At 69.2% G+C, this 15,905-nt stretch carries 21 protein-coding genes; 1 reads left to right on the top strand and 20 read right to left on the bottom strand.

The window, feature by feature from the left end:
* Positions 1-17: 17 nt before the first annotated feature.
* The 5 genes from ACODT5_RS07860 to ACODT5_RS07840 form a co-directional block, all read right to left on the bottom strand.
* Positions 18-602 (bottom strand): hypothetical protein, encoded by a 585-nt coding sequence (locus ACODT5_RS07860; protein WP_422518457.1) that lies wholly within the window; start codon positions 600-602, stop codon positions 18-20.
* Positions 599-1,078 (bottom strand): hypothetical protein, encoded by a 480-nt coding sequence (locus ACODT5_RS07855; RefSeq protein WP_422518456.1) that lies wholly within the window; start codon positions 1,076-1,078, stop codon positions 599-601. Before ACODT5_RS07855 ends, ACODT5_RS07860 begins: the two co-directional genes overlap by 4 nt.
* 25 nt (positions 1,079-1,103) lie before the next feature.
* A complete protein-coding gene (locus ACODT5_RS07850) occupies positions 1,104-1,586 on the bottom strand; it encodes a hypothetical protein (protein ID WP_422518455.1) in 483 nt (160 codons plus the stop codon).
* Positions 1,587-1,716: 130 nt separating this feature from the next.
* Positions 1,717-1,908 (bottom strand): hypothetical protein, encoded by a 192-nt coding sequence (locus tag ACODT5_RS07845; protein ID WP_422518454.1) that lies wholly within the window; start codon positions 1,906-1,908, stop codon positions 1,717-1,719.
* Between the two features lie 150 nt (positions 1,909-2,058).
* Positions 2,059-2,883 carry a DUF3560 domain-containing protein gene (locus tag ACODT5_RS07840; RefSeq protein WP_422519590.1) on the bottom strand — a complete coding sequence of 275 codons (825 nt, stop codon included), beginning with the start codon at positions 2,881-2,883 and terminating at the stop codon, positions 2,059-2,061.
* A gap of 542 nt (positions 2,884-3,425) precedes the next feature.
* On the opposite strand from ACODT5_RS07840, the gene ACODT5_RS07835 reads away from it, so the two are divergent.
* Positions 3,426-3,839 (top strand): DUF3052 domain-containing protein, encoded by a 414-nt coding sequence (locus tag ACODT5_RS07835; protein ID WP_422518453.1) that lies wholly within the window; start codon positions 3,426-3,428, stop codon positions 3,837-3,839.
* Between the two features lie 239 nt (positions 3,840-4,078).
* Here ACODT5_RS07835 and ACODT5_RS07830 read toward each other — a convergent pair whose 3' ends face one another.
* From ACODT5_RS07830 to ACODT5_RS07760, 15 genes are all read right to left on the bottom strand, one after another.
* On the bottom strand, positions 4,079-4,615 hold the full coding sequence (locus tag ACODT5_RS07830; protein WP_422518452.1) for a DUF6262 family protein: 537 nt from the start codon (positions 4,613-4,615) through the stop codon (positions 4,079-4,081).
* A complete protein-coding gene (locus tag ACODT5_RS07825) occupies positions 4,612-7,068 on the bottom strand; it encodes a tyrosine-type recombinase/integrase (RefSeq protein WP_422518451.1) in 2,457 nt (818 codons plus the stop codon). Before ACODT5_RS07825 ends, ACODT5_RS07830 begins: the two co-directional genes overlap by 4 nt.
* A complete protein-coding gene (locus ACODT5_RS07820) occupies positions 7,065-7,904 on the bottom strand; it encodes a tyrosine-type recombinase/integrase (RefSeq protein ID WP_422518450.1) in 840 nt (279 codons plus the stop codon). Before ACODT5_RS07820 ends, ACODT5_RS07825 begins: the two co-directional genes overlap by 4 nt.
* Before the next feature lie 498 nt (positions 7,905-8,402).
* Entirely contained in the window at positions 8,403-8,624 is a 222-nt protein-coding gene (locus tag ACODT5_RS07815; RefSeq protein WP_422518449.1) for a hypothetical protein, read from the bottom strand.
* The gene (locus tag ACODT5_RS07810; protein WP_422518448.1) at positions 8,621-9,034 is read right to left on the bottom strand and encodes a hypothetical protein; all 414 of its coding nucleotides are present in this window, start codon (positions 9,032-9,034) and stop codon (positions 8,621-8,623) included. The genes ACODT5_RS07815 and ACODT5_RS07810 overlap by 4 nt, the downstream gene beginning before the upstream one ends.
* Before the next feature lie 53 nt (positions 9,035-9,087).
* Positions 9,088-9,489, bottom strand: coding sequence for a hypothetical protein (locus ACODT5_RS07805; protein WP_422518447.1), 402 nt, complete (start codon positions 9,487-9,489; stop codon positions 9,088-9,090).
* Between the two features lie 74 nt (positions 9,490-9,563).
* Positions 9,564-9,875, bottom strand: a complete 312-nt coding sequence (locus ACODT5_RS07800) for a hypothetical protein (protein WP_422518446.1) — start codon at positions 9,873-9,875, stop codon at positions 9,564-9,566.
* A gap of 59 nt (positions 9,876-9,934) precedes the next feature.
* Positions 9,935-10,243, bottom strand: coding sequence for a hypothetical protein (locus ACODT5_RS07795; protein WP_422518445.1), 309 nt, complete (start codon positions 10,241-10,243; stop codon positions 9,935-9,937).
* Positions 10,244-10,322: 79 nt separating this feature from the next.
* On the bottom strand, positions 10,323-10,694 hold the full coding sequence (locus ACODT5_RS07790; RefSeq protein ID WP_422518444.1) for a hypothetical protein: 372 nt from the start codon (positions 10,692-10,694) through the stop codon (positions 10,323-10,325).
* Positions 10,695-10,813: 119 nt separating this feature from the next.
* Positions 10,814-11,281: a hypothetical protein gene (locus ACODT5_RS07785; protein ID WP_422518443.1), complete on the bottom strand. Its 468-nt coding sequence runs from the start codon at positions 11,279-11,281 to the stop codon at positions 10,814-10,816.
* A gap of 43 nt (positions 11,282-11,324) precedes the next feature.
* Positions 11,325-11,585 carry a hypothetical protein gene (locus ACODT5_RS07780; protein WP_422518442.1) on the bottom strand — a complete coding sequence of 87 codons (261 nt, stop codon included), beginning with the start codon at positions 11,583-11,585 and terminating at the stop codon, positions 11,325-11,327.
* A gap of 349 nt (positions 11,586-11,934) precedes the next feature.
* Positions 11,935-12,267 (bottom strand): hypothetical protein, encoded by a 333-nt coding sequence (locus ACODT5_RS07775; RefSeq protein WP_422518441.1) that lies wholly within the window; start codon positions 12,265-12,267, stop codon positions 11,935-11,937.
* Positions 12,268-12,376: 109 nt separating this feature from the next.
* On the bottom strand, positions 12,377-13,243 hold the full coding sequence (locus ACODT5_RS07770) for a hypothetical protein (RefSeq protein ID WP_422518440.1): 867 nt from the start codon (positions 13,241-13,243) through the stop codon (positions 12,377-12,379).
* Positions 13,244-13,331: 88 nt separating this feature from the next.
* Positions 13,332-14,483 (bottom strand): hypothetical protein, encoded by a 1,152-nt coding sequence (locus ACODT5_RS07765; protein ID WP_422518439.1) that lies wholly within the window; start codon positions 14,481-14,483, stop codon positions 13,332-13,334.
* A 67-nt stretch (positions 14,484-14,550) separates the two neighbouring features.
* The gene (locus ACODT5_RS07760; RefSeq protein WP_422518438.1) at positions 14,551-15,642 is read right to left on the bottom strand and encodes an AAA family ATPase; all 1,092 of its coding nucleotides are present in this window, start codon (positions 15,640-15,642) and stop codon (positions 14,551-14,553) included.
* Between the last annotated feature and the right edge of the window lie 263 nt (positions 15,643-15,905).

The following is a 15,905-nucleotide window of genomic DNA, read 5'->3' as shown; positions in this document are numbered from 1 at the left end:
AAATGGGCTCGGGCAGGTCAGCCCTCGTCGACCCAGACCATTCCGTACGGGGTCTGCCGCAGCATCGACACCGCCGCCTTGTGGATGTCCTCCTGCATGGCGACCCAGTTGACCGCGCCGAAGGTGTCGCGGTACGCCTCGACCTCCCACTGCTGCGGGGAGCCGTTGAGGCTGGCCATGATCTCCGGGAGGCCGTCGCCGTGTCCGATCAGGCGCTCACGGAAGTTCGCGTGCGCGTCCGTCAGGAGCCCCCTCCATGAGTCGTCACGGGGGCCGTGCCCGAGGGAGGCGCCGGATATCCAGCCGCGGAAGGGGGATACGGCACCGACCTCCCGCAGGGCTGCCCACGCGACCGCCCTCTCCCTCGAGCGGAGGACCGGCACGTACGTCAGCTCGTACAGCTGCGCCTGCGGCCAGTCGTCGCCGGGCGAAGTCGCGCTCGCGGCGTCGTGCGGCGCCGCCGCCTTCGAACGCGCCCAGCCACGGGCGCCCATGCGCCGAGCGGGCACGATGCTGCGCCACTCCAGCGCGGTGTCCGGCTTACGGAAGCGGGCACGCCATACGCCTCCCGTCGGCGCCGAGTCCCGGCCGGCGCCGCTCATCGCCCGGCCTCCAGGAGGGTGATCCTTGCGTCGAGCTTCGTCTTCCACCGGTGGAACGCTGCCGGGTCGCAGGTGCGCAGCTGCTCCATCAGCAGCACGGCCCTGGCGGCGTGGGCGCTGCGCTCCCGCGGGGTCACCGGCACGTGGACCACTTCACCGTTGCGCCCGGAGGGCCATGACGGGACCTTCGAGTCCGGAGCGGCCATAGCCACACGCCAGTTCAGGTTGGCCTCCAGTAGGCCAGGAGTCTGGGAGGTGATCGGCTCCGCCTCCATCGCGTTGAGGAAGTCCGAGTGCGCGGGCATCTCGAGAACGGGGCCGCCCGCGCAGTTGTCGGGCGTCTCCACCCACACGCGCTGGCCGTATGCCGCATCCGGGGCGACCTCCAGTACGTATCGGTTGTAGGCCAGCCATGTGCCGTAGGCGGTGGACAGGTACAGGACGCTCACGCGGTCGCCCATTTTGTACGGGGTCATGTGTCTGCTCTCAGGTCGGGGCGGGTCAGGATCGGGGGAAGGCCCTCAGCGCGGCACGGCCGCGCCGGGCGGTGGCCGGGCAGGGGCCGAGCAGGTGTTCCGTGAGTGCGACGGCCTTCTCCTGCTGGCCGTCGTTATGGGCGAGGAGCAGCAGGTGAGCGGCTGCGAAGAACTCCTGCGCGGTGGTGGCGTGGCGGACCCGGCAGGTGCAGGAGCCGCTGGCGGTCGAGGCGAGGGCTTCCGGGAGGGGAGGGAACTCGGCCCTCGGGGCGCACCCGGAGTGCCTGCCCGGCGGCTGGGCTCGCCGCAGGTGGCTGTAGAAGCGGACGCCCTGCCAGCCGCACAGCATGCAGGCCACGGGCCAGTTCACATCGGACCCCGGGTAGCCCCCCAGGGGGGCCCATCCCAGGGTGTCGATACGGGCAAGGGCCAGCGCGGCGGAAGTCGCGTTGCGCGGGGTGGGCGGGAGTTCGAAGAGGTAGGCGTTCAGGTAGGCGGTATCGGGCATGCGTGTCTCCCCGGAGTGGATGTATGGAGGGCGGCGAGGGGGTGGTGGATGGGCCACCCCCTCGCCTTATATCTGAATTCTACTATGTATGGGGTGAGGGTCAAGCCAGCTCAACCCACCGGGCACCCCTCTACGTGACCGGCTGCTCCGCGGCCGCCGGGGCGGGCTCGATGGCGCGGACGATGCCGCCGTCCCGACAGACGGCCCACCTACTCCGGCAGGCGTAGCCGTGCTCAACCAGCAGCTCGGCGACCTGGGATTGAAGCGTTCCCGACCACTCGGGCGCGATGCACGCCGGGTCCACCGGTCCCGGGATAGTCACCGGCGGATGATTCTTGTGCGGCTGTCCACGGCCGTTGAGCCACGTCACCGTCCCCACGCGCGAACCCGGCCTGCATTCGAGCTTGATCCGCTTCGGGCCCGACGGGGTGCTGCGCTGCTTCGGTTTCTTCGCCTTCGCCTCCGCCTGCGCCTAGCGGATGGGGCCGGCCGGGGCGGCCTCCGAGGCTTCGCGGGCGGACTTCGTGCCCGGCACCTTGCCGTCCGCGAGGAAGGCGCGCATCGCCTCGCCCGGGCAGCGCCCCTGCACCTGGGTGTAGTCCGCAGAATGCGTCCCGACCCGGCCGCCGTCGAACGTGGCGTCCTCCAAGGTCATCACCCGCTTGGGGGCCAACCGCAAGTTCCAGGCGACCGACAGGGTCTTCGGGTTGACCCTTTTCACCTCGTACCAGGAGTTGAGGTACAGCACGAAGTCGCCGGGCGCGAAGTCGTCGGCCTCCCAGAGCTTCACCCCGTCGGCCTTCGCCTTCTCGATGACCTCTTCCCAGTGGGCGATCTCCTCCTTCAGGTCCCGGACGTACCGGGAGTGCCGGTCGCCCGAGTCCCAGCCGTTCTCGGCAGCTTCCGGATAGCTCCGCTCCTGCTGGCGCAGGTCGGCGCGCAGCTTCTCCAGCCGGCGCAGGGTGCGCTGCGGGTTGTTCCTGTGCGCCTTGAAACTCTCGGCCGCCCGGGTGCGGTCGGCCCAGTAGCCGGCCCGGTCCGCCTCGGCTATCCCGGCCCGCATGTTGCTGTCGATCCGCGCGGCGTCCCGGCGGGCGCGGCCCTCGCCGGAGTAGCCGACGGGGATGGGCTGGCCGAACGGGATGCTCCTTGCGATCTGGTGGGCCGCGTCGAGCCGGGCCCCGGAGGAGCGGCTGGCGCGGTCCGCGCGGTCGCCGAACCTCTCGGCACGGTCATCGGCGCGGTCCTCACGGTCGGCCTCCGCCTCCTTGAAGGTGCGCCGGGTGTCCTCGTCGATCTCGACCGTGACCTCGTGACCGGCCTCCCGGAGCGCGGCGGCCGCGCCGTTGATCCGCCAGGTGTCGGCCTCCTTGTCCCGGGACTGCCGGATGTAGAGACTGCCGAGGGAACGGGAGAACCAGAAGCCGTGGGGCCTGACGATCTCGAAGACGCCGTCCCCCTTCCGAGAACCACTGAGGAGCGCGCCCTTCTGTATGGCTACTGATCCGTAGAAGCGTGCTGCTGTCGAATCGGGCCTGGTCAGGTGGAGAGGGTGGCCGACGGGCTCTCGCGACAGGTGTCGTGCACGCGGTAGGTCTCCTCGGCCATCCTGGCCCGGCTGTGGCCGGTGAACACGCGCAGGTGGACCAGGTGTTCACGCTCGACCGCGCAGAGTCCGGCCGGGGGTCCCGAGAATCAGGTCCTTGCCGCCCGGTGAGGCTGTTGGCGTCCTCGCCCGTGGTGGATCGCGACCGGGCCCGGCAATCCAGGTTGTCACTGTGTGTATCTTCTTGGCTACTCTGTGGTGCGATGGCGCGCCCCGTGACACAGGAGGAAGCAATGACAACAGAACTGACCACCGTGACGACCAGGCTGGGTTTGCAGCCGGGCATGATCGTCATGGAGATGGGCCATGGCGACGACGCGGACGAGGAGCTGCGCGAGGCCATCGCTGAGACCACCGGCACGCAGCTGGTCGACGAGGACTACGACGACGGCCAGGTCGACGCGGTCCTTCTCTGGTTCCGTGACGGTGATGGCGACTTCACGGACGCCCTGCTCGACACCAGGACCTACGTCAAGGATGACGGTGCGGTCCTGCTGCTCACCCCGGAGAGCGGGCGGAGCGGCCACATCGAACCCAGCGAAATCAGCGAGGCCGCGCTGGCCGCCGGCCTCCAACTGAAGAGTTCCCACAACGCCGCCCAGGACTGGACTGCCAGCAGGCTCCTCCACCCCAAGGCGGCCAAGTAGGCGCCCCTACCCCCGCGTCAACGGGTTGCCCGCTGCCAGTCGGCAGCGGGCAACCCGTTGATCGTTCCCTCCGGCCGACGGGTCTGGAACTGGACCGGCTGCGGTGCGATCCGGTGCGAGTGTCGAGGCCCGGTACTCGTATAGCTAATCCGTTATTAGCGGCCCCACGGAGCGGGCGTTGAGCCCAGGTGCCGTTCGAGCAACGATGTTGATCGCTTGGCGTTCGCCCTCGTTGGTCGTCACGGCTTGTCCTTCGATGTGTTGAGGCTCGCGATGAGTTGGCGGTTCGCGGCGCGGGCGGCGTCGAGGTCGTCGTCGAGGTCGGCAAGTTGTTGTTGCAGTTCGGTGGTGTGCTGTTCGAGGTGGTTGATGCGCTTTTGCAGGGCGTCGTGGTCAGGTGGTCCGCCGAGGCCGGCTCGTTGCCAGACCTGTTCGCCGAGTGCCTCGGCAAGGCGTTGTTCGAGGTGACGGATGTGGGTTTCCTGGCGACGGACGCGGTCGGTGAGGTTCGCGATGTCGGCCAGGAGGGACTGTTTGCTCGCGCTGGGGCCGCTTGGGGTGTTGATCTGTGGTTCGGCGGCGCGGGTGGTGACGGCGGCGTGCAGGTCGGGGTGGCGGTAGATGAGGCTGCGGTGGACTCCGGCGGCGCGCGAGACGGCCGAGACGCTGATGTCGGCCCCGCTGGCGGAGAGTTGGTCGAGTGCGGCGAGGACCTTGGTCCGGCGGCGTTCGCTGTCCTGGTGGCGGGCGTCGGTGAGGTGTTCTGCGCTGTTCATGGGCGGTTCGTGTTCCTGGTCTGGTCGATGAAGGAGCCGATGGCGGGCATGCCGAGGTCGACGACCTGGCGGGTGCGGCGCAGGGCGTTGGCGGCGTCCTTGATCTGTTCGCGTTCGTCGTCGGTGAGCTCGTCCAGGGAGTCCTCGACTCGGTGGATGAGCTGGCGGAGCTTGGTGATCTCGGTCTCGGACGGGGCTGCTTCGGTGCGGGCCCAGGGGTCGAGTTCGCCGGTGGCCAGGACGCGTTCGCGGTCACGCAGGAGGGTTTGGAGGTAGTCCTTGAGCTCGGGGAGGTAGGAGGCGTCGGTGCGGAAGTGGCCGCAGCCCAGGCAGCGGAAGCGAAATGGGCAGGCTTGGCCGCCGGCCTTGATGTTGCTGGGTTCCATGCAGATGCCGAAGGGGACGGAGACCTGTCCGATACGCAGCCGGGTGTGCTCGTCATCCAGGGCGCCCTGGATCTGCTGCCAGGTCCGCTGACCGTTGCGGTCGAACTGGTGGGCTGCCACCCGCTCGACCGCCTGACGCATCCGCTTGCCGGCAATCCGGTAATACGTCTGAGTTGTGCGCATCGTCCGGTGGCCCATGAGATCGCGCAGGACGTCGGGCGGGACGCCGGCGTCCGCATGCCGTTGGGCATAGCTGTGCCGGTAGGCGTAGGGGACGATCGCCGCCTTGTTGAACTCGACGTCGCCGTCGGCCAGCAGCGCGGGCAGGGCATTGACCCAGTCCCGGTGGGAGGAGCTGAGGGAGACGTCGGAGAGCCGACGGCTGCCGGCGGGGTTGCGTTTCAGGGCGGGCAGCAGGGCGAGGTCACTGAGCGGGGTGTCGGGGAAGCGGGCCTGGACGGCTCGTTGCTGGTTGCGTACGACTTCCGCGGTGGCGTCCGCGATCGGCAGGCGCCGACCGGGCCGGTTGCCCTTGTAGTCGTGGTAGATGAGCACGGTCTTGCCGTCGCCACCGGTGGCGAGGCAGTCCCAGGGAAGGCGGCAGACCTCGTCGGGGCGCCGACCGGTGTCAATCAGGAGCTCGGCGGCGACACGGATCGAGGAACCGGAGCGTTTCTCCAGCTCGGGCAGGGCCTGGCAGATCTGGGCGAGCACGCGTTCGGGCAGCGACCGGCCGGGTTCGTCGCCATTGTCCTCGCGGGGGATGTCCTCGGCGAGGAAGGTGAATTCTGGTGGCAGGGTGCGGGTGATGTCGCCGGGCATGCGCCGGCCACGGTGGCGCAGGTCGTTGATGACACGCTTGACGTTGCGGCAGTCCACCCTCCGGGTGCGCTGGCTGATCTTGCCGATGCTGGCCAGGTAGGCGAGACGGTTGAGGAAGCAGACAGCGTCACCGCGAGTGAGCCGAGCGGGGATATCGTCGTGGTCATCGGCGCGGTTCAGGCGCAGGCTCTCCGAGAGCCGGGTCAGGCTGAGCACGTAGTGCTGCATGACGGAGCCGATCGCGTCCCCGCGGCGGCGGGGCATCTCCTCACTGACCCAGTACTTGACCACCTCTCGCAGCCAGGGCTGTGTGATGCCGGTGAAGTCCACGGTCCGGTTGCCTTGTCCAAAGGCTTCCAGGTTCCAGATGTCCTTGTGGCGTTCGGCTTCGGGATCGGCCAGGGCCCGGCGGGCGGCCCTGGCGATGGTGGACCGAAGCGACTCGATATTGCCGGGCAGGAGGGCCAGGTCCGAAAGGGTGGTGACTTGCTGGTCGCGGGCCTGGTTGCAGAGCAGCTGGATGCGGGCGAGCTCGGTGATGTTCCCGGCCCGGTAGCGTTCCTGGAGTCCGAAGAGGATCTCCGCGACGACCTGCGGCGGCAGGCCGCGCAGGTCGACCCGGCGGCCGTCGCGCCGGGCGGGCGCGGTCCGCATCCACTGCTCCAGGTCGACGTCGGAGTCTGCGCGCCGAAGCGCCTGCGCCCTCTTGGTATGGGGCAAGCAGAGCCCCTGAAGTTGGCCCTGGGTCGTGTAGCGCCGCCAGTCGCAGAGGTTGACCCGGCAGAAGCCCGGATGCGGGTAGGGCGTCAGATCCGTGCGGGCGGCGAACTCTTCCAGGCTCTGGCCGCTTTGCTGGAAGTGCCACATATGAGCGGTGCAGATCATCGACCGCCCGGTCTTGGCGGGCCGTTCACACCGGACGACCGTGCAGAGGGTCTCGTTCCACTCCTTGACGTCCCGGCGGCGTACCGCTTGAAATTCCTCCTCCGCAAGCCCGCTGACCTTCCACGCCCTGGTGCAGGCGACGCACCACCGCCTGCGGTGGCCGATCACGGTCTTGCAGCCGGTGATGCGGCAGATCCCGTAGCCGACGAGCGGATCCTCGCGCGGCGGGTGCCAGGTCAGCGTCTCCTCGATCCAGCCGATCTTCGTCAGGAAGCCGGTGTCCATCTGGGCCCGCAGGCGGTCGGTGACCGCGTCGTCGGCGGGAGGGGCGGCGAGCGGGCTGGTCGCGGTGGCGGTCATGTTCCTTCTCCGTCCAAGGTCAGGCGGGGGCTGGGGACCCGCTCGACGGCGTCCCGCAGACGCTCGTGCGAGGGGTGCAGGTAGGGCTGCGACGACATGAGTGATGCGTGACCCAACAGCTCTGCGAGCTCATCGAGTTGGCCGCCGGCGGCCATGACGTTGTCCGCGAATCCGTGGCGCCCCTGGTGCGGGCGGATGCGGCGTTGCAGGTCGGACCGGCGGCTGAGCGAGGCCAGCAGTTCGTTGATCGCGCCGGGCCGCATCGGGGCGCCGATGCGGCCGCGGAAGAGGTTCACCAGCAGAAAGTCGCTGTCGGCTGCCGCCGGAACAGCAGCTCGCTCGATGACGTACTGATCGTGGGCCTGCAAGAGCAGGGCATCGACCGGAACCGCTCGGGAGTTACGGGACTTGGCCCAACCCCTGTTGACGTTGTCGCGGCGGATGACGTGCAGGTGACTGCCCAGAACAGGGCATCCCAACGGCCTGGCATCGAGAACGAAATGCAGGTCAGCCCTGCGCAGACCCACGAGTTCACCGCGACGAATGCCGGCGCGGGCCATCAGCAGCACGATCAGCCGGTCCCGGGCCGAGCGGCAGGCCCGCACGAGCGCGACGATCTCCTCATCGGTCGCCCTGTCGATCGGATCGTCCGGCTCGTGCAGGCGATGGCGGACCTTCGCGTAGCCGCGAGGGATCCCGTACTCGCCCCGAACCTCGGCAGGCAGATCACGACTGTCACCGATCTCGTAGAGCTGGTCAATAACCCAGCCGGGGGCCGCACCAGTGCCCACGGTGTACTTCAGGAACTCACGGACCGCGGCGAGCACGGCGTTCACCCGACGCGGACCGCGGACCTCCTTGGCTCCTGCTCCGATGAACACCGGTGTCGGGGAGGAATGCCTCGGTGCGTGTCTGAGCCAGACCATGAACATGCCCAGGTGACGGGCGCCGATGGTCCAGGCCCGCCCGCTCTCCCCGCACCAGCGCAGATACAGAGCGACGGCACCGGCGTACGCCTCCGTCGTGGACTCCGCACTGTCCTTCCCGAACCGCTGATGTCGCAGGAACTCGTCCGCCCCTTCCACGACACGCAGTTCAAAGTCGAGGACAGTCCAGTACGCAATTCCGGAGGGAAGCAGCACACGGAAAGACCGGAAGATCGTAGAAGGAAGTGCTTGTACGCTCACGCGACGAGAACGACATCCCTGACGTGCACGACACCCCTACCGATCCCGTCTCACTCAACCGTGTGGCCCTGCCCAGCACGACAGTGCACGACGCACCTCCGACCCCAACAGAAGTGCCTTCGAGGCGGGTATGGGAGATCGTGATGGTCACGATGAAGTTTCTTCCGATCCGATCTGGGTCAGTCGGCCGACGGGGTGCCAGCCGGCGTAGAGGATGTGGAGGACGGGGTCGTCCGCAGCGAGCTCGCACAGCGTTCCCCAACGGTGGGCCTGGACCTCGGTCACGAAGAAGGCCACGGTGTCCCCGGCCTGGTCACGGACGTTCTCACCGTCCTCCTGGCGCAGCCACACGCGGGATCCGGCGTTCATGCCGGCCACCCGGCGGACATGTGGACCGCGAGGGTCAGGGTCGCGACGAGCGATATCTCCAAGTCGTCCCGGTCGAAGGCGAGTGACTGGGCGACCAGGAAGTGCGGGCTGTTGAGGTGCGCGAAGTCGGCCCGCTCCGTCATGCCGGCCCGAGCTGCTGCGTCCGCGGCCTCTGCCAGGTATGAGGCGTAGCGCAGGGCATCGTCCTCGGCCTCACCGAGGAACGCACCGCGGGCCTCCCACGCTGCCTGGAGGAGCAGCGTCCGGCGCGTCTCCGGCCCGGTGTGCTGCCACAGCTCCAGCAGCCCGCCGTCCTTCGCGAGCTCAAGAGGCGTACGGCGTTCGGCGGGTGCGCGCAGGAGCGTAGCGGCCGTGATCAAGGCGGTGCGGGTCATGTAGAGGTCGAACACCTCTGGCTCCATCCGGGGTTGTAGGTGTCGGCAGCCCGCAGGCATCGTGCCGGTCACTGGTTGAAGGGGATGAGCGCGGTCATTGCCAGGGACAGTTGGTGGGAGACCTCAAGGTCGGGGCCGAAGGCGAGGAGATGGGCCAGAAGCATGGCCTCGTGCTTCGTCTCTACGAAGTCCTCGGCGCTCCCGGCCGGGTTGGCTGCGGCCCATGCCCGAGCGGCGGAGGTCAGGGCGTCCGCGAGCAGGGACTCATCGGTGCCGTCCTGCACGATTTCGACGGAACGGGCCGACCAGCTGATCAAGAGCAGGACGGTCCGGCGATCCTCCGGGGACAGCCCCCACCAGGTCATCCGCATCTGCGGAACCGCAGCGAGCAGCCGGTGGGCGTTGGGGTGCGGGCTGGCTGCCAGGTTCCGGGCCGTGTTGCGGAGCTGCTCAAGGAGCACGGCGGTCATGGGGCTACTCGATTCCGGGAGCGACAGGATTGGTGTCGATGAGCTGGCCTTCGATGGCCCAGCAGGGGTGAGGGTCACCGGCGGGCCCCGCTGCGCGCGCGGGACTGGTGCACGAGGCGGGCCGCGGCCATCAGGTTGTCGGCCTCGCACCGACGGCCGAGCTGGAGGAGCGCACCGACCTCGAACATCGTCAGCCAGCTGCAGGCCGGTATCGCGGCGGCGAACTCCTCATAGTCCTGGCCGTGCTTGTGGCCCGGCCGGCGCGACCAGGCGCGGCGGGCGACGGCGTGCGTCAGGGAAGCGGCGCTCTGGGTCTGCGCGTTGCTCAGGTTCAGCGTTGCGATGATCTCCGCCGTTCCGAGGAGCGGCAGGTGCTTGAAGGACATGTGGTTCTTCCGAGTCCAAGAGGTGTGGGCGGCGCGCCCGTGCGGGCGCGCCGAGGGGTTCAGTCGTTGGCCCAGCCGAAGAACAGCCAGCCGTTCTCGGCGCTGGACGTGGTGACCGGCAGGGCGCCCGCCGGTCCCCACTTGTTCTCGATACGGGTGTCGTTGGCGCCGATCAGCTCCGATGCCCGCTGATATGCGGCGGCCTCGGATCGGCGGGGTTCGTCGAAGACGATGAAGGTGTCCTTCTCCGCGATGCTGCCGGTGCCCTCCCTGTATCCGTGCTCGATCAGGGCCTCGGTGCGGATCGCCTCGAAGGCCTTGTCCGGCGCGTCTCCGGCGGCGATGTCGTAAAAGGTGATGGCGCCCATCAGGTCCTCCATGTGGTGTGTCGGGTGGCGGCATGGCGCGGCCCGCCCCGGTGGCGGGGCGGGCCGGGGAGAGGTGCGCTCAGCGGATGCGGACGCGGCTGCGGTTGGTGCGCATCGGGCTCGCCGGGCGGTACAGGGCCAGGGCGGGAGCGCGGCGGACCTCGGCCAGCAGCTGCTCGACCGGATTCAGGACGGGCGCCGGGGCCGCCGCGACGCTTGCGATCGCCTCGTCCAGCGCCTCGATGTGGATGGTCGGGAACTGCTGGCTCCAGCGGCTCATCGCCTCGCCGTCGGCTTCGTCCAGTCCGGCGGCTACGGCGAACTCCGCCCACTGGACCGCCATGTTGACCGAGGCCCAGGTGAGGGCGACTTCCGCCTGCTGCTCGGTGATGGCGTAGTTGCGGGCGACGTGCAGAACGGTGAGCGGGTCGGGGATCGGGACGCTGTTCATGGGATTCCTTCCGGCTGGTCTTCGGACGGGGGTTCCCCCCTTCCTTGTATCTGAATTCTACTATCCTTAGAGGGGGTGTCAGCATAAACCCGCAGGTCACAGGCCCGACAGCTTGATAGTTAGGCTGCGGCCGGCGCGGCCTTGCGGGCGCTGAGCGCACCCCGCTTGCGGATCGTGGCGGCCCCCGCCGCGCGGGACTGCGCGCGCTGCGCCGTGACGCGGCACTGCCCGCAGAGCGGCTCACCGTTACGCCGATACCCCTTCACGCCGCTGCTCTCCCCGCACACCCCCGCCCGCGAGGGCAGTCCCTTCGGGAGCGCCGGCGCCGACGCCGCCGAGGCGACGACCCTTCCGTTGATCCACACCCGCGCCGAGCACACGCCATCGAACTGAGAACCCTGCGGGCGGACGCGGTCGTAGCACTCGACCACCACCGGGCAGCCGAGGCAGGTGCGCAGCGGGGGCTCGGTGAGCTCGCCCAGCTCCTCGGCGGACTTGCGGGTGACGGGAGGGTCGAAGACGAACTCCTCGACGCCGACGCACGGCGCCAGCTCCATCCAGGACGTCGTGGCGGTCGAATTGATCACGGCTGGCACCTTCTCGGCGGGCGGGCAGGGCGGGGCGGGTGGGTCAGAACAGGGCGGGCTGGGGGTGCGGCGCGGGCGTGATGGCCTCCCTGGCCGCCGACGCCCTCAGGGCCAGGCGTGCGGCGGTGCGCGACCACGGCTGGTAGGCGAGGGCTCGCCACACCTCCGGGTCCCGGAAGGGGACCGGCCCGCGGTGGTAGGCCTGCTCATGCGCCGTCTCGTCGTCCACGGCCTGGAGAAGTGCTCCGTAGCGCACGGGAGTCAGGCGCTGGTCGATCAGCTCGGAGGCGTCGACCCAGGCCACGAGGTCCGACCTGATCCCCCCCGGGCGCCTCGACCTCGTAGGTGAAGCCGCGCGGCGCCCGGGTCCAGGTGCGCAGGGCTCCCGCCTCCGGCTCGCCGGGCACGCGGCGCATCTGTAGCTGCCGGCCGGGGTCCAGGAGCTGCTGCTCACCCCACTGGGCGCGCTGGTAGTTGTACGGCAGGTCCACGAACGCGGCGAGCTGCGCCGGAGTGAAGAAGTCCCGGACTGCCATCCGGATGTCGTCACCGGTGAGCGCCGTGCCGACAGCCGGGGCGGCAGGAGGCTTCATGAGACTGCTCCAAGAAATGTGTAGTGGCCTATTTTTGGGTGGCTGTGCGCGGTTGAAAGATCAGGTGTACTGGAGCAGGCGGGAGTCCGTGAACTCCTGCTCCCGTACCTGCTCAAGCACGGCCGTCAGTGCGAAGCTGACCTGCCAGGGCATCGCGGTCATCGACAGCCCGAGTCGGGGCCGGCTGTTGGTGAACTCCCGCACAGAGATCAGCGTCCACCCCTGCCCTCCCTGCTGCTTCTGCGCGGCGACCTGGAAATGGTCGACGTAGAGGTGGACCGTCGGCCGCCGGGCGGAGCTCTTGACGTGGATCTCCCAGGAGCGAGTCGGGACGTCCATCAAGTACTCCGGCGCCACGGAGGCGCGGCCCTGGCTGATCTGAGGCTGGTTCATGCGTTCTCTCCAAGAGGTATCGCGGGCCCCTCCCGCGTTATCTGAATTCTACTACGCGGGGTGGGGGTGTCAATCAGGCGACGGCGTCAGGATACAGAAAGATCGTGGCCTATTTCTTGTTCCGGGGGTTCACCGAAGCCGAGGTCTCCTTCGCCGCCCGCGACCGCACACGGATCTCCGCGATCGCATCCCGGGCAACCGACGACAACGGAGCCCCGTCGGAACGGACTTCGCTCAGCACCTTCTCGTCCCGGGCGCGCTCCCGCGCACGAGCCGCCTCCTTCTTTGCCCGCTCCTCATCCGCCCTCTGCTGACGAGGACTCGTCCCGCAGCCACGGCAGGACCGCCCCCCGCCCTTTGGGTGCGCCGAGCACCGCCCCGGCTCCTGCGGCGCTGCCGGGGTCTCCTCTGCTGCGGCAGCGGGATCCCCAGCAGCGCCAGCTGCGGGGGTTGGGGGGTTCTTCTTTGAGTACTTGCTCTGGTTACTACCTATAAGCCCGGGTGAACCAGCGGCCGGAGAACCAGACCCCGGGGAACCGAACCCCGAAAACCCGGTTTCGGTGCCGACCTCGCCCTCAGGCCCCGGCCCGGCCGGACTCTGGCCCACCGGAGCCGGACCCCCGGCCTTCCGCCGCCGTGCCGCCCGCCGCTGCTCCGCCTCCCGGAACTCCTCCGCCGCCCACTCCTGCGCCTGGTCGTAGACCTCGGTGACCCGATGGAACGTGCCGTCCGCCAGGCGCTCGGTCACCACCCGGTAGTACCCGGCATCCCGCAACTCCCGCAGCGCCGTCCTGACCGCCTCGATGCCCTCCTTGCCCGCCTTCGAGATCCGATCGGCGGCGACCTTCCACGAGTCCGGCTTGGCCAGCAGGTACGCCAAGATGCCCCGGGCCCGGAAACTCAACCGCGCATCCTCGAGCGTGGCCGTCGGCAGCACGGTGTACCCGGTGCTGAGGTGGCGGCGAAGAATGGTCACGGGGAGCCTCCAAGGGCATGTGAGCGGTGTAGCTGAGTGCGTTGGGGCCATCGGCCGCCCCGCACGTGCGAGGCGGCCAGGGGTGGCATCAGGCGGCCGGGCGGGCCTTCGAGACCTTGATCGACCGGGGCGACTTCTTGCCCGGCGCTTTGCGCATCGGCACCGTCATGCCGGCGCGGCGCATGATCCGGACCATCGCGTCCTGGTCGGGAACCATGGGCACGGCAAGGTCGGCGTCCTCGAACGCGCCGACCATCGCCTCGACGTCGGCCTCTTCCTTGTCCTTGCCGCCCTCCCACCCCAGATGGTTGGGGCCGTAGTTGCCCTCCGGCGAGTCGTCGACCATGGCGCGGACGAGCTTCTTCACCTGGTCCGCCTCCCTGCCGCGCTCGCGGGCACGGACGTAGCGGTCCAGGGCCTTCGCCCGGTCCTCGTCGTCGTGAATGAGCAGGGTCTGCGCTGGAGTCCCCGGGGCCGCATCGGGCCAGCACGCGGAGAGGAAGGCGCAGTTGTCGCAGATCGCGGACAGCTCCGGCCCGTCATGGTCGCGGCGCAGCTCCTCCGGAGCCGGGGACTCGATCACCCGGTCCACCCACCAGCGCGCCTCCGCCGCCAGCCACGGGTCGAACGGGAACTCCTCGACGTGCTCCTCGCCCGTGTCCCGGTTGACGAACCGGAAACGGATCCGCTCGACCTGCACCGGCCCGAGCCGGTGCAGGTACCGCTGGCCGGGGATGTCCGCGAAGCCCACCGTGCACAGCAGGCTCGCGTACAGCTGGACCTGCCGCATCTCGGCGGCCGTGGGCCCGAACCGCACGACCCTGTCCCAGATACGGCCCGACTTCGTCTTCACGTCCTCCACCGTCAGTTCCGCGGCGGCAACCTTCGGCCGGTGCCGCTTCGGGAGGCGCCCGGCTGTCGCCGCGTCCAACTGCACGACATCGATGTGCCCGCGGATCGTGTCGTCCTGGACCGTCCGCTCCACCAGCCACCCGTACTCACGCCGCGCGTCCTCCAGCAGGCCCGTGTGGATGTACGTGCCGAGGATCGCGGTCTTCTTGTCGGGGGTGTTGGTCCGGGGAGTGCCCGCCAGGATGTAGCCGGCCCGGCGCATGCAGATCGTGTCCGACGCCCCCAGCTGGGTCTGTACCGACCGGGGCCGGCGTGCATCGGCGGCGTGCGCGGCCTCCCAGATGGAAACCTGCGAGCGGGCGCGGGGCCTTATGGCCGTTGTGGTCATGAACAAGCTCCAAGAGGTGCGCCGGGCCCGCCCATCGAGGCGGGCCCGGCAAGAAGGTGTGCGCGGATCAGGCGGCGGCGTACTCGTCGAAGGCCGCGTCCGGCGGAGCCCCTGTGCCGTCCTCCGCTGCGGCGGCCCGAAGGCGGGCGGCATCGCTCGTCGGGTCCACGAGCGGCTTCGGGTTCTGCAGCTCGACGGCCTTGTGCTCGATGGAGGCGCGCACCACCAAGACCTCCTCCCGGCTGAGGGTCTCGTCCGCCTCGACCTGCTTCCACAGCTTCTTCAGCTCGGCCACGCCGGCCACAGCCGCCTTGTCGACCTTCGGCAGCCACGCCTGCGCGAGGTCGCCCGTCAGCTCGGGCGTCGCCCTTGGCTGGTTGTGGATCTCGCAGCCCATCAGCCCGAACACCAGCTGCTCGATGGTCAGGCCGGGGGCGTTCCGCGGCTTCCCATCGCGCGGCACCTGGAATTTCAGCGAGCGCGCCCCGACGATCTGCGGCTGCTCCGCTCGGCGAAGGCGCACCCAGACCGTCGCGTCGAACGCGAGGGACTTGTGCCCCTCGACCCGCCAGTCCGTCGTGCGCGGGATCGGGTCGCCGTTGCCGTCCACGGCCGTGACCTCCTTGCCGCGCGCCAGCAAGATCACGATGCCCGGCATGGTGCGGACCAGGTACATCACCCGGTTCCAACGCTCCGAGGCGTCGTTCCACAAGTTCATCGACGGCTTGACCTCGGCGTCCGGGTCCTGGCGCAGCTTCTTCTGACCGGTGTTCGAGCGGCGGGCCCGGTCGTTCGTCCAGTTCACGAGCATCCGCCAGAGCATCGACACCGAGTCGATGACCAGGACGACGGGCTTCTCCTTCGCGGCCGCCGCCCGCTTGGCCTCGGCGTGCACGGCTTCGAGCTGTCCGAGGATGTCGCGATAGGTGCCGTTGTGGTCTATGAGCAGGTAGTCCGCGCCGGGCACGTTCAGGTACTCGTCGGCGGTGTCCTCACCGAGCTCCAGCCAGTACGCCTGACCGGTCTTCTCGGAACCGGTGAACTCGGCGGCCTTGTGGCTCTTGCCTGCCTTCTCCTCGCCTTCGAGGAGGATCACGGGCCAGGGGATGACGCCCGTCGGCTTTCGGGTGCGGAGCTTGGGGACGGTCGGGGCGGACATGAGCTACTCCAAGAGGTGTTGTGTAGTGGCCTATTCCAGGCGCTGCGAAGACCCCGGGTCTCGAACACGGAAGACCATTCAGGGTGCCGCTCAAGCAGGAGGCGGGCGTAGCGGGACCGGTAGTCGTTGTTCAGCTTCCAAGCGTCCCCGCGGGTGGCCCTGCCGTATTCGTAGCGCAGGACCTCGAAGAGCATCCCGATACCCACGCGCCTCAGTCCGCGGTCGACGCAGTCGGCGGTCATGGCTTCCAGCTTCCCGAGAAT

Origin of the sequence: Streptomyces tatrensis, assembly GCF_049310065.1 — a bacterium.
Classification (GTDB): domain Bacteria; phylum Actinomycetota; class Actinomycetes; order Streptomycetales; family Streptomycetaceae; genus Streptomyces.
Note: the sequence above shows the minus strand (reverse complement) of the source record. Positions and strands in the feature narration are given on the sequence as shown.

Excerpts from the sequence above, each read along its gene's own strand:
- ACODT5_RS07860 (WP_422518457.1), bottom strand. The coding sequence starts at position 602 with ATGAGCGGCGCCGGCCGGGACTCGGCGCCGACGGGAGGCGTATGGCGT.
- ACODT5_RS07855 (WP_422518456.1), bottom strand. The coding sequence starts at position 1,078 with ATGACCCCGTACAAAATGGGCGACCGCGTGAGCGTCCTGTACCTGTCC.
- ACODT5_RS07850 (WP_422518455.1), bottom strand. The coding sequence starts at position 1,586 with ATGCCCGATACCGCCTACCTGAACGCCTACCTCTTCGAACTCCCGCCC.
- ACODT5_RS07835 (WP_422518453.1), top strand. The coding sequence starts at position 3,426 with ATGACAACAGAACTGACCACCGTGACGACCAGGCTGGGTTTGCAGCCG.
- ACODT5_RS07830 (WP_422518452.1), bottom strand. The coding sequence starts at position 4,615 with ATGAACAGCGCAGAACACCTCACCGACGCCCGCCACCAGGACAGCGAA.
- ACODT5_RS07825 (WP_422518451.1), bottom strand. The coding sequence starts at position 7,068 with ATGACCGCCACCGCGACCAGCCCGCTCGCCGCCCCTCCCGCCGACGAC.
- ACODT5_RS07815 (WP_422518449.1), bottom strand. The coding sequence starts at position 8,624 with ATGAACGCCGGATCCCGCGTGTGGCTGCGCCAGGAGGACGGTGAGAAC.
- ACODT5_RS07805 (WP_422518447.1), bottom strand. The coding sequence starts at position 9,489 with ATGACCGCCGTGCTCCTTGAGCAGCTCCGCAACACGGCCCGGAACCTG.
- ACODT5_RS07800 (WP_422518446.1), bottom strand. The coding sequence starts at position 9,875 with ATGTCCTTCAAGCACCTGCCGCTCCTCGGAACGGCGGAGATCATCGCA.
- ACODT5_RS07795 (WP_422518445.1), bottom strand. The coding sequence starts at position 10,243 with ATGGGCGCCATCACCTTTTACGACATCGCCGCCGGAGACGCGCCGGAC.
- ACODT5_RS07790 (WP_422518444.1), bottom strand. The coding sequence starts at position 10,694 with ATGAACAGCGTCCCGATCCCCGACCCGCTCACCGTTCTGCACGTCGCC.
- ACODT5_RS07775 (WP_422518441.1), bottom strand. The coding sequence starts at position 12,267 with ATGAACCAGCCTCAGATCAGCCAGGGCCGCGCCTCCGTGGCGCCGGAG.
- ACODT5_RS07765 (WP_422518439.1), bottom strand. The coding sequence starts at position 14,483 with ATGACCACAACGGCCATAAGGCCCCGCGCCCGCTCGCAGGTTTCCATC.
- ACODT5_RS07760 (WP_422518438.1), bottom strand. The coding sequence starts at position 15,642 with ATGTCCGCCCCGACCGTCCCCAAGCTCCGCACCCGAAAGCCGACGGGC.